At 62.2% G+C, this 20,601-nt stretch carries 18 protein-coding genes and 2 pseudogenes; 8 read left to right on the top strand and 12 right to left on the bottom strand.

The window, feature by feature from the left end; all coding sequences use genetic code 11:
• Nucleotides 1-48: 48 nt before the first annotated feature.
• Entirely contained in the window at nt 49-186 is a 138-nt protein-coding gene (gene ccoS, locus ACK41V_RS10155; RefSeq protein WP_409781508.1) for a cbb3-type cytochrome oxidase assembly protein CcoS, read from the bottom strand.
• On the bottom strand, nt 186-2,591 hold the full coding sequence (locus tag ACK41V_RS10160) for a heavy metal translocating P-type ATPase (protein ID WP_409781563.1): 2,406 nt from the start codon (nt 2,589-2,591) through the stop codon (nt 186-188). Before ACK41V_RS10160 ends, ccoS begins: the two co-directional genes overlap by 1 nt.
• Before the next feature lie 182 nt (nt 2,592-2,773).
• On the opposite strand from ACK41V_RS10160, the pseudogene ACK41V_RS10165 reads away from it, so the two are divergent.
• The 3 genes and pseudogenes from ACK41V_RS10165 to ACK41V_RS10175 all read left to right on the top strand — a co-directional run bounded on the left by ACK41V_RS10165 (nt 2,774) and on the right by ACK41V_RS10175 (nt 4,729).
• Nucleotides 2,774-3,217 (top strand): annotated as a pseudogene (locus ACK41V_RS10165) (universal stress protein).
• Between the two features lie 252 nt (nt 3,218-3,469).
• Nucleotides 3,470-3,850 carry a hypothetical protein gene (locus ACK41V_RS10170; RefSeq protein WP_409781511.1) on the top strand — a complete coding sequence of 127 codons (381 nt, stop codon included), beginning with the start codon at nt 3,470-3,472 and terminating at the stop codon, nt 3,848-3,850.
• A gap of 6 nt (nt 3,851-3,856) precedes the next feature.
• The gene (locus ACK41V_RS10175) at nt 3,857-4,729 is read left to right on the top strand and encodes an exonuclease domain-containing protein (protein WP_409781513.1); all 873 of its coding nucleotides are present in this window, start codon (nt 3,857-3,859) and stop codon (nt 4,727-4,729) included.
• Between the two features lie 286 nt (nt 4,730-5,015).
• Here ACK41V_RS10175 and ACK41V_RS10180 read toward each other — a convergent pair whose 3' ends face one another.
• The 5 genes from ACK41V_RS10180 to ACK41V_RS10200 form a co-directional block, all read right to left on the bottom strand.
• A complete protein-coding gene (locus tag ACK41V_RS10180) occupies nt 5,016-6,590 on the bottom strand; it encodes a malonate--CoA ligase (protein WP_409781516.1) in 1,575 nt (524 codons plus the stop codon).
• A 53-nt stretch (nt 6,591-6,643) separates the two neighbouring features.
• Nucleotides 6,644-7,447: an enoyl-CoA hydratase/isomerase family protein gene (locus ACK41V_RS10185; protein ID WP_409781519.1), complete on the bottom strand. Its 804-nt coding sequence runs from the start codon at nt 7,445-7,447 to the stop codon at nt 6,644-6,646.
• Between the two features lie 141 nt (nt 7,448-7,588).
• Nucleotides 7,589-8,584 (bottom strand): Bug family tripartite tricarboxylate transporter substrate binding protein, encoded by a 996-nt coding sequence (locus tag ACK41V_RS10190; protein WP_409781522.1) that lies wholly within the window; start codon nt 8,582-8,584, stop codon nt 7,589-7,591.
• A gap of 152 nt (nt 8,585-8,736) precedes the next feature.
• Entirely contained in the window at nt 8,737-10,299 is a 1,563-nt protein-coding gene (locus tag ACK41V_RS10195; protein ID WP_409781525.1) for a malonyl-CoA decarboxylase, read from the bottom strand.
• Nucleotides 10,296-10,964 (bottom strand): GntR family transcriptional regulator, encoded by a 669-nt coding sequence (locus ACK41V_RS10200; RefSeq protein ID WP_409781528.1) that lies wholly within the window; start codon nt 10,962-10,964, stop codon nt 10,296-10,298. Before ACK41V_RS10200 ends, ACK41V_RS10195 begins: the two co-directional genes overlap by 4 nt.
• Before the next feature lie 357 nt (nt 10,965-11,321).
• On the opposite strand from ACK41V_RS10200, the gene ACK41V_RS10205 reads away from it, so the two are divergent.
• The gene (locus ACK41V_RS10205; protein WP_409781531.1) at nt 11,322-11,750 is read left to right on the top strand and encodes a GNAT family N-acetyltransferase; all 429 of its coding nucleotides are present in this window, start codon (nt 11,322-11,324) and stop codon (nt 11,748-11,750) included.
• Nucleotides 11,751-11,904: 154 nt separating this feature from the next.
• Here ACK41V_RS10205 and lgt read toward each other — a convergent pair whose 3' ends face one another.
• Both lgt and ACK41V_RS10215 read right to left on the bottom strand, forming a co-directional pair.
• Nucleotides 11,905-12,738, bottom strand: a complete 834-nt coding sequence (lgt, locus tag ACK41V_RS10210; RefSeq protein WP_409781533.1) for a prolipoprotein diacylglyceryl transferase — start codon at nt 12,736-12,738, stop codon at nt 11,905-11,907.
• Nucleotides 12,739-12,769: 31 nt separating this feature from the next.
• A complete protein-coding gene (locus tag ACK41V_RS10215; protein ID WP_409781536.1) occupies nt 12,770-13,702 on the bottom strand; it encodes a LysR family transcriptional regulator in 933 nt (310 codons plus the stop codon).
• Nucleotides 13,703-13,823: 121 nt separating this feature from the next.
• Between ACK41V_RS10215 and ilvD the strand changes: the two genes are divergently transcribed.
• Nucleotides 13,824-15,527: a dihydroxy-acid dehydratase gene (gene ilvD, locus ACK41V_RS10220; RefSeq protein WP_409781539.1), complete on the top strand. Its 1,704-nt coding sequence runs from the start codon at nt 13,824-13,826 to the stop codon at nt 15,525-15,527.
• Between the two features lie 128 nt (nt 15,528-15,655).
• On the opposite strand, the gene ACK41V_RS10225 is transcribed toward ilvD, so the two are convergent.
• Complete coding sequence (locus ACK41V_RS10225; protein ID WP_409781542.1) at nt 15,656-15,898, bottom strand: TIGR04438 family Trp-rich protein; 243 nt, start codon at nt 15,896-15,898, stop codon at nt 15,656-15,658.
• A 115-nt stretch (nt 15,899-16,013) separates the two neighbouring features.
• On the opposite strand from ACK41V_RS10225, the gene ACK41V_RS10230 reads away from it, so the two are divergent.
• On the top strand, nt 16,014-16,319 hold the full coding sequence (locus tag ACK41V_RS10230; RefSeq protein ID WP_409781545.1) for a c-type cytochrome: 306 nt from the start codon (nt 16,014-16,016) through the stop codon (nt 16,317-16,319).
• 133 nt (nt 16,320-16,452) lie between these two features.
• Here ACK41V_RS10230 and ACK41V_RS10235 read toward each other — a convergent pair whose 3' ends face one another.
• Both ACK41V_RS10235 and acs read right to left on the bottom strand, forming a co-directional pair.
• Nucleotides 16,453-16,932, bottom strand: coding sequence for a LapA family protein (locus ACK41V_RS10235; protein ID WP_409781548.1), 480 nt, complete (start codon nt 16,930-16,932; stop codon nt 16,453-16,455).
• Between the two features lie 218 nt (nt 16,933-17,150).
• Nucleotides 17,151-19,145 (bottom strand): acetate--CoA ligase, encoded by a 1,995-nt coding sequence (acs, locus tag ACK41V_RS10240; RefSeq protein WP_409781551.1) that lies wholly within the window; start codon nt 19,143-19,145, stop codon nt 17,151-17,153.
• 214 nt (nt 19,146-19,359) lie between these two features.
• On the opposite strand from acs, the gene ACK41V_RS10245 reads away from it, so the two are divergent.
• Both ACK41V_RS10245 and ACK41V_RS10250 read left to right on the top strand, forming a co-directional pair.
• A complete protein-coding gene (locus tag ACK41V_RS10245; RefSeq protein WP_409781553.1) occupies nt 19,360-19,926 on the top strand; it encodes a TIGR00645 family protein in 567 nt (188 codons plus the stop codon).
• 133 nt (nt 19,927-20,059) lie between these two features.
• Nucleotides 20,060-20,601: pseudogene (locus tag ACK41V_RS10250) on the top strand (monovalent cation/H+ antiporter subunit A); the annotation flags it as partial.

Consider the following 20,601-nt stretch of genomic DNA (forward strand, 5'->3'; position numbering starts at 1 on the left):
TTGCAGTTGGAGTTTGTTGCACTGGGGGCTTGTGGACATTGACGCAAGTCAACCGTCTCGGAGAATCCGCTCCCCTTCTTGTTCGACGCTTTCGAACTGACCGTGGTACACCGCCCACCAAAGGCCTGCGATCACCATCAGGACCAGCACAACCGACAGGGGAATCAGCAAATAAAGGATGTCCATCAGACGGGCTCCAGGGTTGTCTTTGAAAGGCTACCGGGCAGTGAAACGCCCTGAACGGCTGGGCTCGTCGGCACAGCACAAGGCAGTGCTGGCAAGTCCCGCGCAAGTCGCGCTGCATTGAGCACCACCAGCAGCGAACTGAGCGCCATGCCCAGGCCGGCCAGCCACGCGGGCATCCAGCCCACCACCGCCAGCGGCACACACAGCGCGTTGTAGCCAGCCGCCCACCACAGGTTTTGTCGCACCACGCGCAAGGTGCGGCGGGCCAGCAGCATCGTTTGCAGCACCAGCGCCAGGCTGTCTCCCAGCACCACAAAGTCGGCCTGCGATTGCGCCAGGGGTACGGCGCGGCCAAACGCAAAAGACACATGGGCCCCGGCCAGCACCGGCCCATCGTTGAGCCCATCGCCCACCATGGCCACCCGGCGGCCACCGGCCTGCAAGGCTTGCAACGCCGCCAGCTTGCCTTGGGACGTGCACTCGCCCTGCGCGTGTGCAATGCCTGCCTGCGCCGCCACCCGCTGCACAGCGCGCATGCGGTCACCCGACAACAAGTGCACGGCTACGCCCTCTTGCGACAGCAGGTTGACGACCCATGGCGCCTCGGAGCGCAGATGCTCCACCAGGTCAAACCGGGCCAACTCGGTGGTTTGGCCATCAGCCAACTGCTCTGCCAGCACCACTTGCAACGCATCGCGCCCCTCGTGCGCGGCCACGCCAGCGTGGACGGCCGAGCCGAGCCGCAGGAGGCGCTGCGGATGTACACCGGTGGTGTCGTTCACCGTGGCCACCAGCCCCAGCCCGGCGTCTTCATGCAACTGGGCCACAGTCCAGCGCGCACCCTCTGCCGACGCAGACAATGAAGCCGCCACCACGGCCCGCGATGCCGGGTGCATGGATTGGCGCGCCAGGGCGGCGGCCAGCGACAACACCTCGTCGGCCGCCCAGCCCGGAGCGGTGTGCACGGACTGCAGCGCCATGCCGTCCCGGGTGAGCGTGCCGGTCTTGTCGAACACCACGGTGTCCACACCCGCCAGCGCCTCCAGCCCCTGCAGATTGCGCACCAGCACACCGTGGCGCGCCAGCGTGCCCGCGGCCGTCAACATGGCCACCGGCGTGGCCAGCGACAGCGCACACGGGCAGGTAACGATGAGCACCGCCACCGCCACCATCAACGCGTGGCCCGGATCAGAAGGCCACCAGTACACCGCCGCCAATACCGCCGCCAGAAGCACGGCGACCAGGAACGGCCGTGCAATGCGGTCCGCCAGCTGCGCCAAACGCGGCTTTTGCAGCGATGCGCTTTCCATCAGCGCCACGATCTGCGCGAATCGCGTTCGCCCTCCCGTTCCCTCTACCAGCACCTCCACGGGCGCCTGCAGGTTGTAGCTGCCCGCCGTGACGGTGCTGCCCACAGGGCGGGCCACGGGCGTCGACTCACCGGTCAGCAGTGCCTCATCGGCATGTGTGTTGCCCACGGTGATGCGTCCGTCGGCCGGAAAAGCCTCGCCCGGCAGCACACGGATGGTGTCGCCCACCATCAGGCGGCGCGTGGCCACGCGCTCAAAACTGCCATCTGCCGTGCGCCGCTCCACGCTGTCAGGCAGGCGGTTCATCACGGCCTCCAGTGCACCCGCCGTGCGGTCGCGCAGGCGCAGTTCCAGCCACCTGCCAGTCAGCAGAAAGAACACGAACATGGTCAGCGAGTCGTAGTACACCTCCTTGCCGAAGATGCCTGCGGGGTCGAACGTGCCCGCCGTGCTGACCACAAACGTGATGGCCATGCCCAGGGCCACGGGCAGGTCCATGCTGACGCGGCGCAGGCGGATGTCGCGCAGCGCGCTGGTGAAGAACGGCCCGCAAGAGAACACCACCATGGGCAGCGTGATGACCCAGGAGGCCCAGCGCAGCAATTGCTCCATCTCGCCCGTCAGGTCGCCGGGCTGCGCTACATACGCGGGCCACGCGTACATCATCACCTGCATCATGCAAAAGCCCGCCACCAGCCAGCGCCACAGGGCACGGCGGTTCTCTCGCAAGCGCTGCCCCCGCGCAAACGCATCCATCGCGGGCATGGCGCTATAGCCCGCTTTCTGCACCGCCTCGATCCAGGCCGAGGGGCGCACCTGCCCGGGGTTCCACACCACCCGCGCACGGCGCGTAGCAGCACTCACATCGGCCTGCAACACACCGGGCACGGCGCGCAATGCGTCTTCAATGGTCAGGGCACAGGCCGCGCAGTGCATGCCTTCCAGCACCACGTGCGAATCCCAGAACTGCGACGTCGGGTCTGCGGGGGTAGATGTATCGGCCGCCGCTGCCAAGGGGTTGCCCGCCGAGGTGCAGGGACGACCAAACGCCAACCACTCCTGCGGGTCGTCCAGCAGCAACACGGTGGGCTGCATGGCAAGCCCGATGGCCAGCGGAACGTCAGGCAGGTGCTCGGGCAGTGAGGTTGGCGCACCGGGTCGAAACATTGACATGGTTCAAGCCTATCGATGCAGCCCGGCAAGTACATTGACCTGGATCAAGCCGCGGAAGATGATTCGTCCTAAGCTGACTCCATCACTTTGAGGAGCCTTCCTTTATGTACAAACGCATCCTGATCGCCACCGATGGCTCCAGCCTGTCGGGCAAAGCGGTGGAACACGGCCTGTCGCTGGCGGCACTGACTGGCGCCACCGTCGTGGCCCTCAAGGTCGTGCCCCGCTACCCGCGCAGTTACTTTGAAGGCGGCATGCCGGTGGACACGAGCGATGTCAAACGCATCGAAGCCCAATAGGGCGACGCCGCGCAGGCCATGGTTGACGGCGTGAAGGCCCAGGGCGAAGCCCAGGGGGTGGTGGTGAAAGCGGTCATCGCCAAGTCGGACCTGGTGGCCGAGGCCGTGATCGCTGCGGCCAAAAAACACAAGTGCGACCTGATCGTGATGGCATCACACGGCCGCAAGGGCATCAAGCGCCTGCTGCTGGGCAGCGAGACGCAGCATGTGCTGACGCACTCGCACATTCCGGTGCTAGTGCTGCGCTAAGCACAAAAACAAGCGCAAAAACAGGCTTCAGCGCTTATGCATCAAGCGCAAACAGCTATCAATTGAGTAGCGTAACTTTTCTTACCGCCCGTTGTTGATACGAAATTCCTGCAGCGTCACTATCTGGCGAAAGGCAGACCCGAGCCCATTCATCCCCGTTCTGATTCGTCTCAGTAGCTCGAAAAATCCGCGCCAGATCGGCGCACAATGTGTTCCAAATTGTTTCCTAGGCCAGTATCAAAAGGAGCGTAAATGAGAGTCGAATGCAGGCTAGATCAACCTCCCGCTTTGCCTTCCAGTTTCAAGGAACTCTGGCAAGGGCCCGACAAGGGGCTTATCGGTTGTTGGCTGCGAGGCATCGAAAAAGCGTCTCAAGATCCTGATCTTGCTGCCAAGGCCAAAGCCGACGAACTACCAGTTCTTGCGTGGAAAGGCGGGGTTGAGAAGCGGCTAAAGACGGGATTTAAGCTGGGTAGCCTCAACTACCTTGCTACATGGCAGGGCCTGCGTGGAGAAAATCTCAATATTGATCTGGAGGCTGAGGTGGACCTCAGGTGCAGTCGCACAGGCATGCTCGTCACTTTCACTCCGTCATTGGAGCGACTCATGACAGCCGATGACAGCGGGGAGTGAATCCACATGGACTTTGTTGCGCTTGATGTTGAAACGGCCAATAGCGACATTGCCTCCATTTGCCAAATCGGTGTAGCCCGATTCACCAATGGCTCCTTGGTGGACTCTTGGAGCAGCTTGGTTGACCCTCGGGACTGGTTTTCACCAGTGAACATCTCAATTCATGGGATCGAACCGGATGCGGTGATTGGCCAGCCCACCCTCCCAGAAATCGCAGAGAACATCCGCTCGATGCTAGACGGCAAGGTTGTGGTCCATCACACACATTTTGATCGTGTCGCCATTCTGCGTGCGTATGCAAAGCACTTGCTGCCGGTCCCAGAATCCACCTGGCTTGATTCCGCAAGGGTTTGCCGACGTACCTGGCGCGATGTCGCTACCAGCGGCTATGGTTTGCATGATGTGTGCAAGAAGATCGGATACCAGTTCAGGCATCACGATGCCTTGGAAGATGCGAAAGCTGCCGGGCACATACTATTGGCTGCCATGGCAGAGAGTGGGCTCACCCTTGAAGGAGTGCTGCAAAGAGTCACGCAGCCTCTTGATCCAAACAAGGCGAACTATTCGGAAAATATCAAGCGCGACGGGGCCATCGATGGCCCACTGTACGGGGAAGTAGTAGTCTTCACCGGTACCCTGGACATTCCCCGAACAGAGGCAGCTAACCTGGCTGCGAGCATTGGATGCCAAGTGTCGCCCGGCGTGACAATGAAGACCACTTTGCTGATCGTGGGTGATCAAGACATCACCAAGCTGGGTGGTCACGACAAGAGTACCAAACATCGCAAAGCGGAGGATTTGATCCGGCAAGGGCAGCCCATTCGCATTCTTTGCGAATCAGATTTCCGTTTCCTGATCAGGCAATCGCACGGAGCCTAGTTCCATGCGTGTCGGCTTCCGACACTCTCTTTCTCCAAGAAACTCTCGCCATCCTTTTATTGGTATCGGCTCAGGTCTTGTCTTTTGACTCAAAAACCCATCTCCAAAACAAATCCGGCCCCAGCCATTGCTAATCAAGCGCAGGCAGCTATTGATTAAATAGCTTCCATCGTATTGCACCGGCCGTTACCAGCCCTTCAAGGCCAGAAGCGCTATCAGGCACTGCAAAGGCCCGCGCAATGGCGGGCCTGCAGAGATGGGTAGAAGTGAGGCGCGCTTTAGCACGTCACGCAAACAAGCCCTTGTGCTGATCACGCAGCAGGTTCTTTTGCACCTTGCCCATGGTGTTGCGCGGCAGCTCGGGCACCACAAAACACTTCTTCGGGATCTTGAAGTTGGCGAGCTGCGACTTGAGCCCAGCCACGATGGCGTCGGGATCGAGCTGCGCGCCGGGCTTGGCAATCACCACGGCCACGCCCACTTCGCCAAAGTCGGGGTGTGGCACGCCCACCAACGCGCTTTCGGCCACGCCGGGCATGTCGTTGATGTAGCCCTCGATCTCGGCCGGGTAGACGTTGTAGCCGCCGCTGATGATGAGGTCCTTGGTGCGGCCGACGATGCTCACGTAGTCGCGCTCATCGACCTTGCCCACGTCGCCGGTCTTGAACCAGCCGTCGGCAGTGAACTCTTCGGCCGTCTTCTCGGGCATGCGCCAGTAGCCCTTGAACACGTTGGGGCCCTTGACCTGGATGGCGCCGATCTCACCCACGGGCAGTGGCTTGTTGGTGTCGTCCACCACGCGCAGTCCCACACCCGGTAGCGGGAAGCCCACGGTGGCACCGCGCCGCTCGGTCTGGCCTGCGTGGCGCTTGTCGGCGGCGTAGGGGTTGGATGTGAGCATGATGGTCTCGCTCATGCCGTAGCGCTCCAGAATGGTGTGACCGGTGCGCTGCTGCCATTCGTTGAATGTCTCGATGAGTAGCGGCGCCGAACCCGCAACAAACAGGCGCATGTTCTTCGTGGTGTCCTTGTTCAACCCAGGCTCGGCCAGCAGGCGCACGTACAGCGTGGGCACACCCATGAAGAAGGTGGCACGTGGCATGGCGGCCAGCACAGCCTTGGGGTCGAACTTCGCCATCCAGATCATTTTGCTGCCGTTGATGAGCGCGCCGTGGATGGCCACGAACAGGCCATGCACGTGAAAGATAGGCAGCGCGTGAATCAACACGTCACCACGGCCATCAGGCCCTCCGGTAGCCGTCCAGCCCCAGTAGTCCTTGAGCACCTGCGCATTCGACAGCAGGTTGCCGTGCGTCAGCATCGCGCCCTTGCTGCGGCCGGTGGTACCACTGGTGTACAGGATGGCGGCCAGGTCATCGGCATTGCGCTGCACAGGCGTGTGGGTGTCGCCATGGTGTGCGGCGCGGTCCAGCAGGCTGCCAGTGCGGTCCTCGCCCAGCGTGAAGACATGCTGTGTGCCCAGCGTGAAAGCAATCTTGCTCACCCAGCCAAAGTTGCCCGGGCTGCACACCACCACCGCAGGCTCGGCGTTGCCGATGAAGTATTCGATTTCAGCGCTCTGGTACGCCGTGTTGAGCGGCAAGAACACATAGCCTGCGCGCAACGTGGCAAGGTACAGCAGCATGGCTTCGACAGACTTCTCCACCTGCACGGCCACGCGGCTGCCTTCGGGCAGCTTCAGCGAAGCAAGCAAATTGGCGATGCGCGCGCTGGCGTGGTCCAGGTCGCTCCAGGTGTAGAGCAGCGGCGTGCCGTCGGCCGCGGTGGTCTCCACGGCTGTGCTGCTGAGGTCTGCGGGAAAGGCGGCGCGCAGTGCGCTGAAGAGGTTGTTTTGGCTCATGGCAGTTGGGCGAAGTTGCAAATGTTCAGGTCAACAAAGGGTTCAAAACCCATTCAAAACACGGGGGCGCGCTTTTCAAGAAACGCGGTAATGCCTTCGCGGTGCTCGGCGCTGTCCGCATAGGCATAGGGGTCTGAGGAGTCAATTACTCTGTTTTTCATAGCTACTAGCGTTTTACCATCAAGCGCTAGAGGCACTTTTAATGCTCGAAAGGTCTGCTTATTCATCCGCGCCGCCTGTGGCGCGAGGGCCGCAATGCGCAGCGCGCTGCCAAGGGCTTCGGCGGCGGTCTGGTCGTCGGGCACCATGCGGCTCAAAAACCCGCGCGCCAGCATGTCGGGGGCGCTGAACGTGGCGGCCTCCAGCAGCATCTGCCGGGCCGTGACATCGCCCACCGCGCCCGCCACCAGTTGCGCCTCGCGCGGCGCCATCGGAAAGCCGAGCTTGGCAATCGGCGCGCCAAAACGGGCGCTGCTGCCCGCAATGCGGATGTCGCAGCAGCTGGCAATCTCCACCCCCGCGCCCATGCAGGCACCGCTGATCTGCGCGACGACGGGCACATCGCACTGGAGCATGGCGTTCAGCCCGCCCCACACATCGTTCTCGTGAAAGTCGCGCAAGGTATCGGCATCAAACCGAAAGCCGGGGTACTCCGAAATGTCGCCACCCGCGCAAAAGGCATTACCTTCGCCCGCAATGAGCACGCAGCGCACATCGCTGCGTTGCTGGATGTCTTCAAACACCCCCCGCAACTGCCGCCACATGCCCCGCGACATGGCGTTCAGCCGCCCAGCGTGGCGCAAGGTGACATGCACCACACCCTGCTCACCCGCATCCATCAACACTTCACCCGACATATTCGTTGCCCATCACGATTGCAAAGTCCCCTGCCCGCAACAACTGGCGCTGCGCCATCGCCAGTGCCACCGTGGAACTGGCTTTGCCAGGCCACGGGTGGCGTCCCCCTTCAGGGGGAAGGCGCGAAGCGCCTCAGGGGGTTAATCGAGTTTTGCTCCAGAGGCCTTCACCACAGCCGCCCAACGCTTGACTTCGCTGCTGACCATGCCAGCGAATTGCTGCTGGGTCATGCCGCCGTAATCGGCACCGTTGTTGGCCCAGATCGCTTTGAGTTCTTCGGCAGAGCCCAGCTTGCGGATCTCTTCCACGATGCGCGCCTGCACGTCGGCGGGCGTGCCCTTGGGGGCCCACAGGCCATACCAGGTGGTCACGGTGTAGTCGGGCAAACCCACTTCAGACGCGCAGGGTACGTCCGGGAACGCCGGGTTGCGCTTGGGGCCCGACACCATGAGCGCCTTGATACGGCCCGCCTTGATGTGGGCGGCCGATGAACCCAGGCCGTCAAACATCATGTCGACCTGCCCACCGATCAAATCCTGCAGCGCAGGACCCGCGCCGCGGTAGGGAATGTGGGTGATGAAAGTGCCGGTCTGCTGCTTGAACAGCTCGCCCGCCAGGTGGTGGGACGTGCCCGCACCGGCCGAGCCGTAGTTGAGCTTGGCGGGGTTGCGCTTGACGTAGTCCATGAACTGCTGAAAGTTGTTCACGGGAACGGCCTTGGGGTTGACCACCACCACTTGCGGCACGTTGGCCAGCAGGGCCAGAGGGATGAAATCTTTCTCGATGTCGTAGTCGAGCTTGGGGTACATCGACGGGGCGATGGCGTGGTGCACGGCGCCCATGAAAAGGGTGTAGCCGTCTGGTGCTGCCTTGGCGGCAAAGCTCGCTCCCACGGTGCCGCCCGCGCCGCCGCGGTTGTCAATCACCAGCGTCTTGCCAGTGGCCTTGGAAAACTGCGCGGCCAGCGGGCGGGCAAAGGCATCCGTGCCACCACCTGCGGGGAAAGGCACCACCACATTCACGGGCTTGGTCGGCCAGCCCGAAGCCTGCGCCCCGGCAGGGCCACCCGCCAAGCCCAGGCCTGCGGCCGCAGCGCCCAGCAATACGTCTCTGCGTTGAATTCGCATGTCTTTCATTCCTTGTCTCCTGTCGTCGTCGTTGTAAAAATGGATCAGCAGGCTGGCAGCCCCCGGCTGTTGATGAAACCTTCAACCACCCGCCACAGGCCAAGGCCCATGGTAGCAATCGACGGTGACCCCCAAAACCCGGCGGCCGCCTTGTGCTGGCGTCAGTCGCGGCAAAGGCTGTCGATGTCCCCCGACACCGGTACCTTGCCCTGCGCGAGCAAGCTGCGGTGCTTGTCGATGCGCTTGATGTCGTACAGGTAATTCACCATCAACCCGTACGATTGTTTCTGCCCTTTGTTGGAGGGGTCTCCTGCCCAGTTCAGCCGCTCAACCCGGGCCCCATTACCCAGGTGGAAACGGGCCACCGGGTCGACCGGTTTGCCCTCTTGCAGCTCGCGCCCCAGATAGTACGCAGCGCATTCCAGCAGCATCTGGCGCACGGGTGACTTGGCGTCCAGCTCCAGCGCCTTGTCACACGCGGCGAGCAGGTGCGTGGCCTGTGGGGGCTCAAAGCCCACCGCGCGGCCCAGCTCGGTGCGGCGCTTGTCATCCAGGCGTTCGAGCATCGCACCCGCATGCTTGCCCAGCCAAGAGCGAAAACCCGGTATCGGCGACAGCGTGGCAAACGTGCGCAGGCGCGGGAAATCGGCCGTGAGCGTCTCCACCACATGTTTGATGAGCGAGTCGCCAAAGCTCACGCCCCGCAGCCCCGTCTGGGTGTTGCTGATCGAGTAAAAAATGGCGGTGGTGGCCTTGTTCAGGTCGGCCGCTGCGGCAGATTCATCCAGCAACGGGGTGATGCTGTTGGAGATGCGGTCGACCAGCGCCACCTCGACAAAAATCAGCGGCTCGTTGGGCAGCCGGGGGTGAAAAAAGCCGTAGCAGCGGCGGTCGCTGTCCAGGCGGTTTTTCACGTCGGCCCAACTGCGGATGTCGTGCACGGCCTCGTACTTGATGAGCTTTTCAATCAACGACGCCGGCGAGTCCCACGACAACCTGCGCAGCTCCAGAAACGCCACATCGAACCAGGTCGAGAACAGGTGCTCCAGCTCGGCATCCAGCGCCAGCAGGCGCTTGTCGGCCTTGAGCAGCGGCAGCAGCTCGGCCCGCAGGTCGAGCAAGAACCGCATCCCCTCCGGGAACACCGAAAACCGCTGCAACAAGCGGGTGCGCGGCGACAGCAGCGCGCGGCGCAGGCTGATCTCGGCCTGACCTTCTTCGGCCGTGCCCGCCGCAGCCTCATAGCGCTGGCGGGCCGACTTGAAGCGTGTGGCGTCGGGTGCAAACTGCTCGCACATCAACAGCCACATGTCGCGCCGTTCTTCGGGCTCAGCCTTGGCGTACCACTGGGCCACGGCCTGGGCGCGCCGCCCGCCTTCCAGCTCGCTGACCTGGGGCGCCACGACCTCCTGCAGATCGGCCAGCAGGCGGCGCAGTGCGCGGGGCGACAGTGACTCTTGCCCGCGGCGCAAAGTCGCCTGCAGCCGCTCGTGCGTGGAGCGCGGCACCGCCACCTTCGCCGCCACATCGGTCACGGTCTTATCGAGGCCTGCCAGTTTGGCGGTCTTGTCTACCGCTTTGTCGCTCGGCTTTTCGCCGGGTTTATCAGGCAGTTTTTCGGCGGATTTACCCGGTGCTTTGTCCGCGGATTTATCAGCGGAGGGTGCCGCAGAACGCAGGCGCGACACACTGCGGGAGATCCATTCAGGGGTGGTGGTGATCATGGTGTCAGCCTCGATTGATGGTTGCGAGCGACGTCACGCAGCGCATCGCGCTGGCGCAACAAGTGGGTGCGCATGGCTTCTTCGGCGGCATCGCAGTCGCGGGCCTTGAGGGCCGCAAACACCGCCAGATGCTCGGCCAGGCTTTGCTGCAGGCGGCCGGGCACGTGCAGGGTTTGCGCGCGCGCCAATCGCAGAATTTTTCGCAAATCACCAATCACCTGGGCCAGCCAGCGGTTGTCCGCCAGCGTGATGAAGGCCTCGTGGATGGCGTAGTTGGCCTCGTAGTAATCGGTGATCTGGCCGTTGGCTGCGCACTGTTGAAGCCGGTCGTGCAAAGCCTCCAAAGCTGCCACGTCCGCGCCGCCCGCTTTGCGCGTGGCCTCGTGCGCGGCCCGGCCTTCCAGCAGCGCGATGACGGGGAAAATATCGTCCAGGTCGCGCTCGGTAATCTGCGCCACGAAACAACCGCGGCGTGGTTCGTGGCGAAGCAGCCCCTCGGCCACCAGCACCTTGAGCGCCTCGCGCAGTGGGGTGCGCGAAATTGCGAGCCGCTCGCAAAGAGCCCCCTCGTCCAGAAAGCTCCCTGGCGGTAGCGCACCTTCAAAGATCTGCTCGCGCAAGCGCGAGGCCGCTTCGTCGTGCAGTGAATTGGGAACCAGGCGCATGGTGCGAATGAACTCAGGGTTGGTCAAAGTGCGCAGGCGAATTGCTTGCAGCTATTGCAGTCAACGTGGCATCAAATGCAGCCAAACGTCAACATCACTCCAATTGATACGTAATTTCTCATAATTACGCAAAATAACAAGAGGAAAACCCTGAAATCCACCTCTTACCCGATAAACGGGCGCGCGATGGGGCTGTTGCGCAACATCGGACACCCGATGAATGGCGTTATCACTTGTGAATCGAGCGGTTGATTTGCAGCGCGGGGGAATAGCAAACACGTGCTGAGCACCAGTGCGCATGCGCAGGGAGGCTGCCGCCGCAGCCCTCATCCATCGACTCGCCCATACTCCACGCCCATGATTTCTGCTCTGACCTTTGCCTCGCCCTCTCCCGAAGACCTGCGCGCAGGCACGCTGGGTCGCGAGTTGCGCCAGTTCAACTACCGTTTTGTCGAGGAGTACCCGGACTCGCAGCCCGTGCTGTGGGACGCGCGGGATGCCCAAGGACGGCTGGTTGCCGGGATACGCGCCTATGTGTTTTTGAACTGGATGCACACCGACGTGCTGTGGGTGGCCGAAGACCACCGCGGCCATGGCTTGGGAGCACATATGTTGCGCTGGGCGGAAGCGCAGGCCCTGGCACTGGGAGCGCGCCACAGCAAGCTGGAAACCTTCGAATGGCAGGCCCGCGCGTTCTACCTCCAACAAGGCTACGCGGAGTACGCACGCATTGACGACTATGTGCCTGGGTTCTATCTGGCATACATGAAGAAGGCCCTGGCTTGACGCAGGCCAGCGCAACGCGAATCAGCCGCGGGGATAGACGCTGCACCGTTAGAAACGCGAGCCAAGCACAGCACAACGCAGCTCAGCGCCCAAAGCGAAATACTATGATTTTTATAGCTACTAGCGCTTATCAATAAAGCGCTAGAGGCCATTTTTACCTATATTTTGTTGCCGATGCCACTACTGGCTGGCGCTGCGCCCACACCCACAGCCCCACGCCCGCGGCGATCATCGGCAAGCACAGCCACTGGCCCATGCTCATGCCCAACGACAGGATGCCCAGGAAGGCATCCGGCTCGCGGAAGTATTCGGCGATGAAGCGGAAGGTGCCATAACCCACCAGAAACGCCGCAGCCACTTGGCCCTGGCGGCGCTCCTTGCGTGCGTACAGCCACAGCAGGATGAACAGCAGCACGCCTTCGAGCAGAAACTGGTAAACCTGAGACGGGTGGCGCGGCTGCATGGAACCGCTGTGCGCAAACACCATGCCCCAAGGCAGATCGGGGCTGGCAAAACGACCCCACAGCTCGCCGTTGATGAAGTTGCCCAGCCGCCCGGCCGCCAGGCCGGTGGGCACGCACGGCGCCACAAAGTCCGCCACCTGCAGCCAGGGCCGCTTGCGTGAGTGCGCGAACCAGATCATCGCCACGATCACGCCCAGCAAACCGCCATGAAACGCCATCCCGCCTTGCCACACCGCAAAAATCTCCAGCGGATGGCTGAGGTAGTAGCCAGGCTTATAGAACAGGCAGTAGCCCAGGCGCCCGCCCACCACGACGCCCGCCACTCCCAGGAAGAGGATGTCCTCTACATCCTTGCGCGACCAGGCGCCCGGGCCGGTGATTAAGGCAAAGGGCTGGTGCCGCAGGCGCCGGATGCCCAGCAACATGAACAGGCCAAAGGCCGCGAGGTAAGTCAGGCCATACCAGTGAACGGCCAGCGGGCCAATCTGCAGGGCAACAGGGTCAATGTGGGGGTAAGTCAGCATGGGGGCTGATTGTGCACGCTGGGCATTCCCCTCATTGCGGTTTGACTTGGGCCAAAGCGAGCTGCTCGCTCACAAAGTCGATCCAGCGCGCCAGTGCAGGCGGGACCGCCGTCGCCATCCATACCAAGCTGGTTTCGCACACCGGTGCCAACGTGGGTTTGCCCCCCAGTGGGCGGTACACCACGCCAGGGCGCTGAAACTGCTGCACGCTGGCGGGCACCCAGGCCACGCCCAGGTCGGCAGACACCAGGTTGACGATGGTCTGCATCTGGATCGCCTCTTGCGCCACCACGGGCTCGCGGCCGGCCTCGTGGTACAGCGCAAAGATCGCGTCGTAGAGCGACGGCAAGATGGGCCGCGGAAAAATCACCAACGGCTCGGACAACACCTCGCGCAGGTGCACCACCGGGTGCTGGGCCAGCGGATGGCGGTCGGGCATGGCCAGCACCAGGGGCTCTCGTGCCACACACAGGCTTTGCAACGTGGGCGGCGCCTGGCCGGGTGTGTGCAGCAGCAACCCCGCATCGATGTCGCCACGCCCAAGGGCCTGCAGTTGCACATCGCCGGTCGCTTCGATCAGCTCCAGCCGCACACCCGGCCATTGCGCCCGAAAGGCGCGCACCCACTGCGGCAACATGCCAAAACCCACCGTCGATACAAAAGCCAGTCGCAGCCGCCCCACCTCGCCCGCTGCCGCTGCGCGAGCCTGTGCAGGCAGTGCCTGGGCACGGTCGAGCAAATCCAGCACCTGCGGCAACAAGGCAGCCCCCGCCGGGGTGAGCTGCACGCTGCGCTTTGTGCGGTCGAACAGTTTCAAACCCAAGGTGCGCTCCAGCCCGGCGATGGCCTGGGTGAGCGGCGGCTGCGTCATGTGCAGGCGCTGGGCGGCTCGACCAAAGTGCAGTTCCTCCGCCAAGGCGGCAAATTGCCGCCACAAGCGCATATCAATGAAGGGCTCTTTCATATGCTGCACATATTAATCACCTTCTACAAATGGATTGGATGGCGCGCACCAATCACCGCATACTCGCGGCTGCAAAAGGTTTCTCACCCCACAAGAACCGCTCCACGAAGGAAAACACACCATGGCAGACAAAATCATCCCGATCCAGCCCATCAACCGCCGCAGCGCCAACATCACGCAGGGCAAGTCACGTGCGCCCAACCGCTCCATGTACTACGCCATGGGCTACGAGGAAGGCGACTTCGTCAAGCCCATGGTCGGCGTGGCCAACGGCCACAGCACCATCACCCCCTGCAACAGCGGCCTGCAGAAGCTGGCCGACGCGGCCATCGCCGGCATCGAGGAAGCGGGCGGCAACGCCCAGGTGTTCGGCACGCCCACCATCTCGGACGGCATGGCCATGGGCACCGAAGGCATGAAGTACAGCCTGGTGAGCCGCGAGGTCATCAGCGACTGCATCGAGACCTGCGTGGGCGGCCAGTGGATGGACGGCGTGCTGGTGGTCGGCGGCTGCGACAAGAACATGCCTGGCGGCCTGATGGGCATGCTGCGCGCCAACGTGCCCGCCATCTACGTGTACGGCGGCACCATCCTGCCCGGCCGCTACCAGGACAAGGACCTGAACATCGTGAGCGTGTTCGAGGCCGTGGGCGAGAACGCAGCCGGCAAGCTGAGCGACTTTGACCTCAAAGAGATCGAAAAGCGCGCCATCCCCGGCACCGGCTCGTGCGGCGGCATGTACACCGCCAACACCATGTCCAGCGCCTTCGAGGCCCTGGGCATCAGCCTGCCGTATTCGTCCACCATGGCCAACCCGCACGACGAGAAGATGAACTCGGCCAAGGAATCGGCCAAGGTGCTGATCGAGGCCATCAAGATGGACTTGAAGCCCCGCGACATCGTGACCAAGAAGGCCATCGAGAACGCCGTGGCCGTGATCATGGCCACCGGCGGCTCCACCAACGCCGTGCTGCACTTCCTGGCCATCGCCCACACGGCGGGCGTGGAGTGGAGCATCGACGACTTCGAGCGCATCCGCAAGCAGACCCCCGTGCTGTGCGACCTGAAACCCAGCGGCAAGTACCTGGCCGTGGACCTGCACCGCGCAGGCGGCATCCCGCAGGTCATGAAGGTGCTGCTCAACGCCGGCCTGCTGCACGGCGACTGCATCACCATCAGCGGCAAGACCATTGCCGAAGTGCTCAAGGACGTGCCCGATGTGCCCCGTGCCGACCAGGACGTGATCCGCGGCATCGACAAGCCCATGTACGCACAAGGCCACCTAGCCATCCTGAAGGGCAACCTCAGCCCCGAAGGCGCCGTGGCCAAGATCACGGGCCTGAAGAACCCCGTCATCACCGGCCCCGCCCGCGTGTTCGACGACGAGCAATCGGCCCTGGAAGCCATCCTGGCCGGCAAGATCGTTGCCGGTGACGTGATGGTGCTGCGCTACCTGGGCCCCAAGGGCGGCCCCGGCATGCCCGAAATGCTGGCCCCCACCGGCGCGCTGATCGGCGCCGGCCTGGGCGAAAGCGTGGGCCTGATCACCGACGGCCGCTTCTCCGGCGGCACCTGGGGCATGGTGGTCGGCCACGTGGCGCCCGAAGCCGCTGCCGGCGGCACCATCGCCTTCGTCCACGAAGGCGACAGCATCACCATCGACGCACGCCAGCTGCTGCTGGAGCTGAATGTGCCCGAAGAAGAAATCGCCAAGCGCCGCGCCGCCTGGACGGCGCCCGCACCACGCTACACGCGCGGCGTGCAGGCCAAGTTCGCGTTCAATGCATCGAGTGCGAGCAAGGGCGCGGTGCTGGACGCGTATTGATGGAAAGTGCCAGGCCCACGGTCTTGGTTAAATAGCAAAAAAGCCCGTGGCGTCATGACGCCACGGGCTTTTTTTATCGGTGCTTCAACTCACCAGGAGTCTGCGGGGGCTTCGCCCTCACCAAGGGTTCAGCGCGGCTTGCGCGGAGCAATACCCAGGGCTTCCTTGCTCTTGTTGATGCGGTCCTGCTTTCGCTGGTCCATCTTTTCCATAGCTTTACGCTTGGTATATCCAGTGGCATCAGCCCAGGCCCACCATAGCAGTGTGAGCCCAAAAGGAGACATGACCCACCACCAGGACCAAGTGGCAACGGGACCGATTTCCAAATACTTCAGTGCCAGCAAAATGAGAGAAAGACCCAGCAGATACATCGCAATCTCCAGAAAACGTCGCAAAAGGCCTGATTGACTGAGGACAAATGCATGTCAACCCAAGTCACTACAATTCCATTAAAAGCACTGTAACTCAACCACAGGATTTCCCACCATGAAGCGTACCCTGATCACACTTGCCATGACGCTATCGGTTGCAGCCCCCGCAATGGCCGATCTGGCGCTGGCAACATCCAAAAATTGCATGGCATGCCATGCAGTCGACAAGAAGCTGGTGGGTCCCTCTTACAAGGATGTGGCCGCCAAATATGCAGGCCAGAAGGACGCTGTGGACAAACTGGCTGCCAAGATCATCAAAGGCGGCGCAGGCGTGTGGGGCCCGGTGCCCATGCCAGCCAATGCCCAAGTCAATGATGCAGATGCGAAAAAGCTGGCTGCTTGGGTCATGACCAACAAGTAATCGACATCACAGCGGAGCACTGACTTCGCAAAGGCAAAACAGCCGCGCCACATTTCTGTGTCGCGGCTGTTTTGTTTTGCAAACCATCGCCAGGGATGCCGATGAGGCAACCCCGCAATGGGCACAGTCAACATCAAACGATAGGCGTCAGCGTACTACCGTGTTCCCGCGCCCGCAGTTGCTGCTCCAGTTGCCCCACATAGGCCGCCGTAGTGTTGTCGGTCTCCTGGGCTCGGGCTGCAAGGTGCGCCTCCAGCACATCCATCCGCTGAAGCACCGCGGTGTGAGCCTGCTGGTGCTGGGCTTCCAGAAAAGCCCGCAACTCGGTAAAGCGAGAGGCTTCAGCGCGGTCAGCCAATTCACGCTGTGCGTGGAGCTCCTTGGTGTGGCGACGGGTTTCCATCAACACAGAACCCTGGAGCGAAAGCACATAGGCCACAAAGAAGATACTAAGCAGAGCGGTAAGCGCCAGCATGATCAGCCCCAACGGCGCATCGATGGACATGATGCCCAATGACACCACAGAGGGTTCAACCAGCGTTGGCCAATTGAGGGCCGCCAGTGCGGCAATGGCCAGCACGGTCAGTAAAAGAACAACAGATCGCAGATGCATGGGTTACTCCAGTCAGCAGAGCGCCCGGCCCGAGAGGCCAGTCACGCAGTGCAGCGGTTGTAACGCATGAAGAGCCGGGCAAAGGCTAATCGGCTCCGATTTCAGCTACCGTCCTACAGTACGGTCACGAGCCCACACTCTTTCCATTGGAACGCCCCGGGGCCACAACCTCGGCGCCGACACGCCGCCAGCACGAAGGCTGACGGCGTCCTCACAACTCAGTTCGCCTCAGACAACTGGTCAAGAATGGCTGGATTCTCCAGCGTGCTGGTGTCCTGCGTGATCGCCTCGCCTTTGGCAATGCTGCGCAGCAGGCGACGCATGATCTTGCCGCTGCGCGTTTTGGGCAGGTTGTCACCAAAGCGGATGTCCTTGGGCTTGGCAATGGGGCCAATCTCCTTGGCCACCCAGGCGCGCAGTTCGTTGGCAATTTGCTTGGCCTCCTCGCCTGTGGGGCGCGAGCGCTTGAGCACGACGAAGGCGCAGATGGCCTCGCCAGTCACGTCGTCCGGGCGACCCACCACAGCAGCCTCAGCCACCAGGTCGGTTTTGGACACCAGCGCCGATTCAATTTCCATGGTGCCCATGCGGTGGCCCGACACATTGAGCACGTCATCAATACGGCCCGTGATGCGGAAGTATCCACGGTCAACACTGCGCACAGCGCCGTCCCCAGCCAGGTAGTAGCCCTTCAGCTCTTCGGGAAAGTAGGCCTTCTTGAAGCGCTCAGGATCGTTCCAGATGGTGCGGATCATGCTGGGCCAAGGGCGCTTGATGACCAGGATGCCGCCCGACCCATTGGGCACATCGTTGCCGCCTTCGTCGACGATGGCGGCTGTGATGCCGGGAAGTGGCAAGGTGCAGCTGCCAGGTACCAACGGCGTAGCACCGGGCAGCGGGGTGATGACGTGGCCACCGGTTTCCGTCTGCCAGAACGTGTCCACAATGGGACAGCGCTCACTACCCACGTTCCGGTGGTACCACATCCAGGCTTCGGGGTTGATGGGTTCGCCCACGCTGCCCAGAATGCGCAGACTCGACAGGTCTGAGCGTGCAGGATGCACCGCCGCGTCGGCTTCTGCAGCCTTGATCAGCGAACGGATCGCCGTGGGAGCGGTGTAGAAAATCGAGCATTTATGCCGCTCGATCATCTGCCAGAAGCGCCCAGCGTTGGGATACGTCGGGATGCCTTCAAAAACGATCTGCGTTGCGCCCGCGGCCAGCGGGCCGTAAGCCACGTAGGTATGACCCGTGATCCAACCGATATCGGCCGTGCACCAGAAAACGTCATCAGGGCGCAGGTCAAACGTCCAATCCATTGTGAGCTTGGCCCACAGCAGGTAGCCGCCGGTGCTGTGCTGCACGCCCTTGGGCTTGCCGGTGGAGCCGCTGGTGTACAGGATGAACAAGGGGTGTTCTGCCCCCACCGCTACCGGTGCACATTCCGTGGACTGCCCGGCCAGGGCTTCGGCAAACGTCTTGTCACGCCCGGCCACCATGTTGCAGGCGGTGGCGGTTCGTTGGTACACAAACACATTGCGGATCGTGTCGCAGCCGCCCATAGACAGCGCTTCGTCGATGATGGATTTGAGCGGAAGCTCTTTCCCTCCACGCATCTGAAAGTTGGCGGTAATCACCGCCACAGCGCCCGCGTCGATGATGCGTTCTTGTACCGCCTTGGCGCTGAAGCCGCCAAACACCACGCTATGGGTCGCGCCAATGCGTGCGCAGGCTTGCATCGCCACCACGCCTTCGATGGTCATGGGCATATAGACCAGCACGCGGTCACCCTTGGCCACCCCATGCGCCTTGAGCGCGTTGGCAAACTGGCTCACCCGGGCCAGCAATTCCTTGTAGGTGATACGGGTGATTGACCCATCGTCCGCCTCAAAAATGATTGCGGTCTTGTTCTCGGTAGGGGTGCCGATGTGCCTGTCCAGGCAGTTGGCAGAGGCATTTAGCTCGCCGTCGGCGAACCACTGATAGAACGGGGCATTCGATTCATCCAGCGTACGCGTGAAGGGTTTGGTCCACTGCACATTGTCACGGGCCAGACGGGCCCAGAAGCCCTCGAAGTCATTGGTTGCCTCGGCACACAGCGCGTCGTAGCCCGCCATGCCCGACACACGGGCCGCTTTGACAATGGCGTCAGTGGGTGGGAACACGCGGTTCTCGACCAACACGGACTCGATCGCAGATGTGGGGGCACTCATGGTGTTGTCTCCTGGTTCTAATGGAATTGGCCGGTAATGTCGGCCGCGGCACTTACAGGCCACTGACTGGCACGAAGCTTACAGAGGATAGCCCTTGTGCCACCCACCTATCACCCTATGGGCGTGTCAGGAGGTTCTAAAATCGCCCGTCGCTTATTGACTGCCCCAAATCCGGTTCTTCATGTCCCTACCCACACCTACAAAACCCTCTCCCATGCGGCCTTTGCCCGCCCTGATTTTTGCCAGCCGCTGGTTGCAGGTGCCGCTGTATCTGGGCCTGATCCTGGCGCAGGCGGTGTATGTCTTCCACTTCTGGGTGGAGTTGGTCCATCTGATCGAGGCGGTGTTCGGCAATACAGAGGCGCTGCACAAGCTGGTGTCCAGCATTGGTTACAAAAGCGATATTGCGGTGACCTCGCTCAACGAGACCATCATCATGCTGGTGGTGCTGGCATTGATTGACGTGGTCATGATCTCCAACCTGCTGATCATGGTGATCGTGGGAGGATACGAGACCTTCGTGTCGCGCCTGCGTCTCGAGGACCACCCCGACCAACCCGAGTGGCTGAGCCACGTCAATGCCTCGGTGCTCAAGGTCAAACTGGCCACCGCCATCATCGGCATCAGCTCCATTCATTTGCTCAAGACGTTCATCAACGCCGCCAACTACGAACAGCACGTGCTGATGTGGCAGACCATCATCCATGTGGTGTTCCTGCTCAGCGCGCTGGCCATTGCGCTCACCGACAAGCTCATGTCGAACGGCGCAGAAAAGCACTGATCGCACCTGGGAGCATTCCCGTGCTCCCCGAGGGCCGAAGCCCGCTTCAGACCTTTCCTCTTCATCCCCCCGCCCTGCGGGGACTTGAAAGAGCCTGCCTAGAATGGCCGCTCGTTTGACAGGATAGGACACCGTGCTGCTCATCATCTTGCTGCCGCTGCTGGCAGGCACCGGATTCACCGGCTGGTCCGGAGCCCTTCAAAACCCCGGCTATCGCGCACGCACTGCATGGATTGCTGCGGCCGTTACCGCCGCCAGCCTGGGGCTGCTGCTGATGCAGGCCCCTGCAGTGATGGATGGCGAGGTGCTGCGGCAATTCACGCCATGGGTTCCCGAAATTGGTTTGAACATCGGCCTGCGCCTGGATGGCCTGTCGCTCATGTTCGCCCTCCTGATCACCAGCATGGGCCTGCTGATCATTCTGTACGCCCACAATTACCTGGGTGCCGACGACCCCGCGGGCAAGTTCTATTGCACGCTGATGCTGTTCATGGCCGCCATGCTGGGCATTGTGTTGTCCGACAACGTGCTGCTGCTCATCGTGTTCTGGGAGCTGACCAGCATCTCGTCCTTTTTGCTGGTGGGCTACTGGAGCCACCGCGCCGACGCTCGTGCAGGTGCTCGCATGGCACTGGCCATCACCGGCGGTGGCGGACTTGCCATGCTGGGGGGCTT

The organism is Acidovorax sp. (assembly GCF_046291265.1).
Taxonomy (GTDB): domain Bacteria; phylum Pseudomonadota; class Gammaproteobacteria; order Burkholderiales; family Burkholderiaceae_C; genus Acidovorax.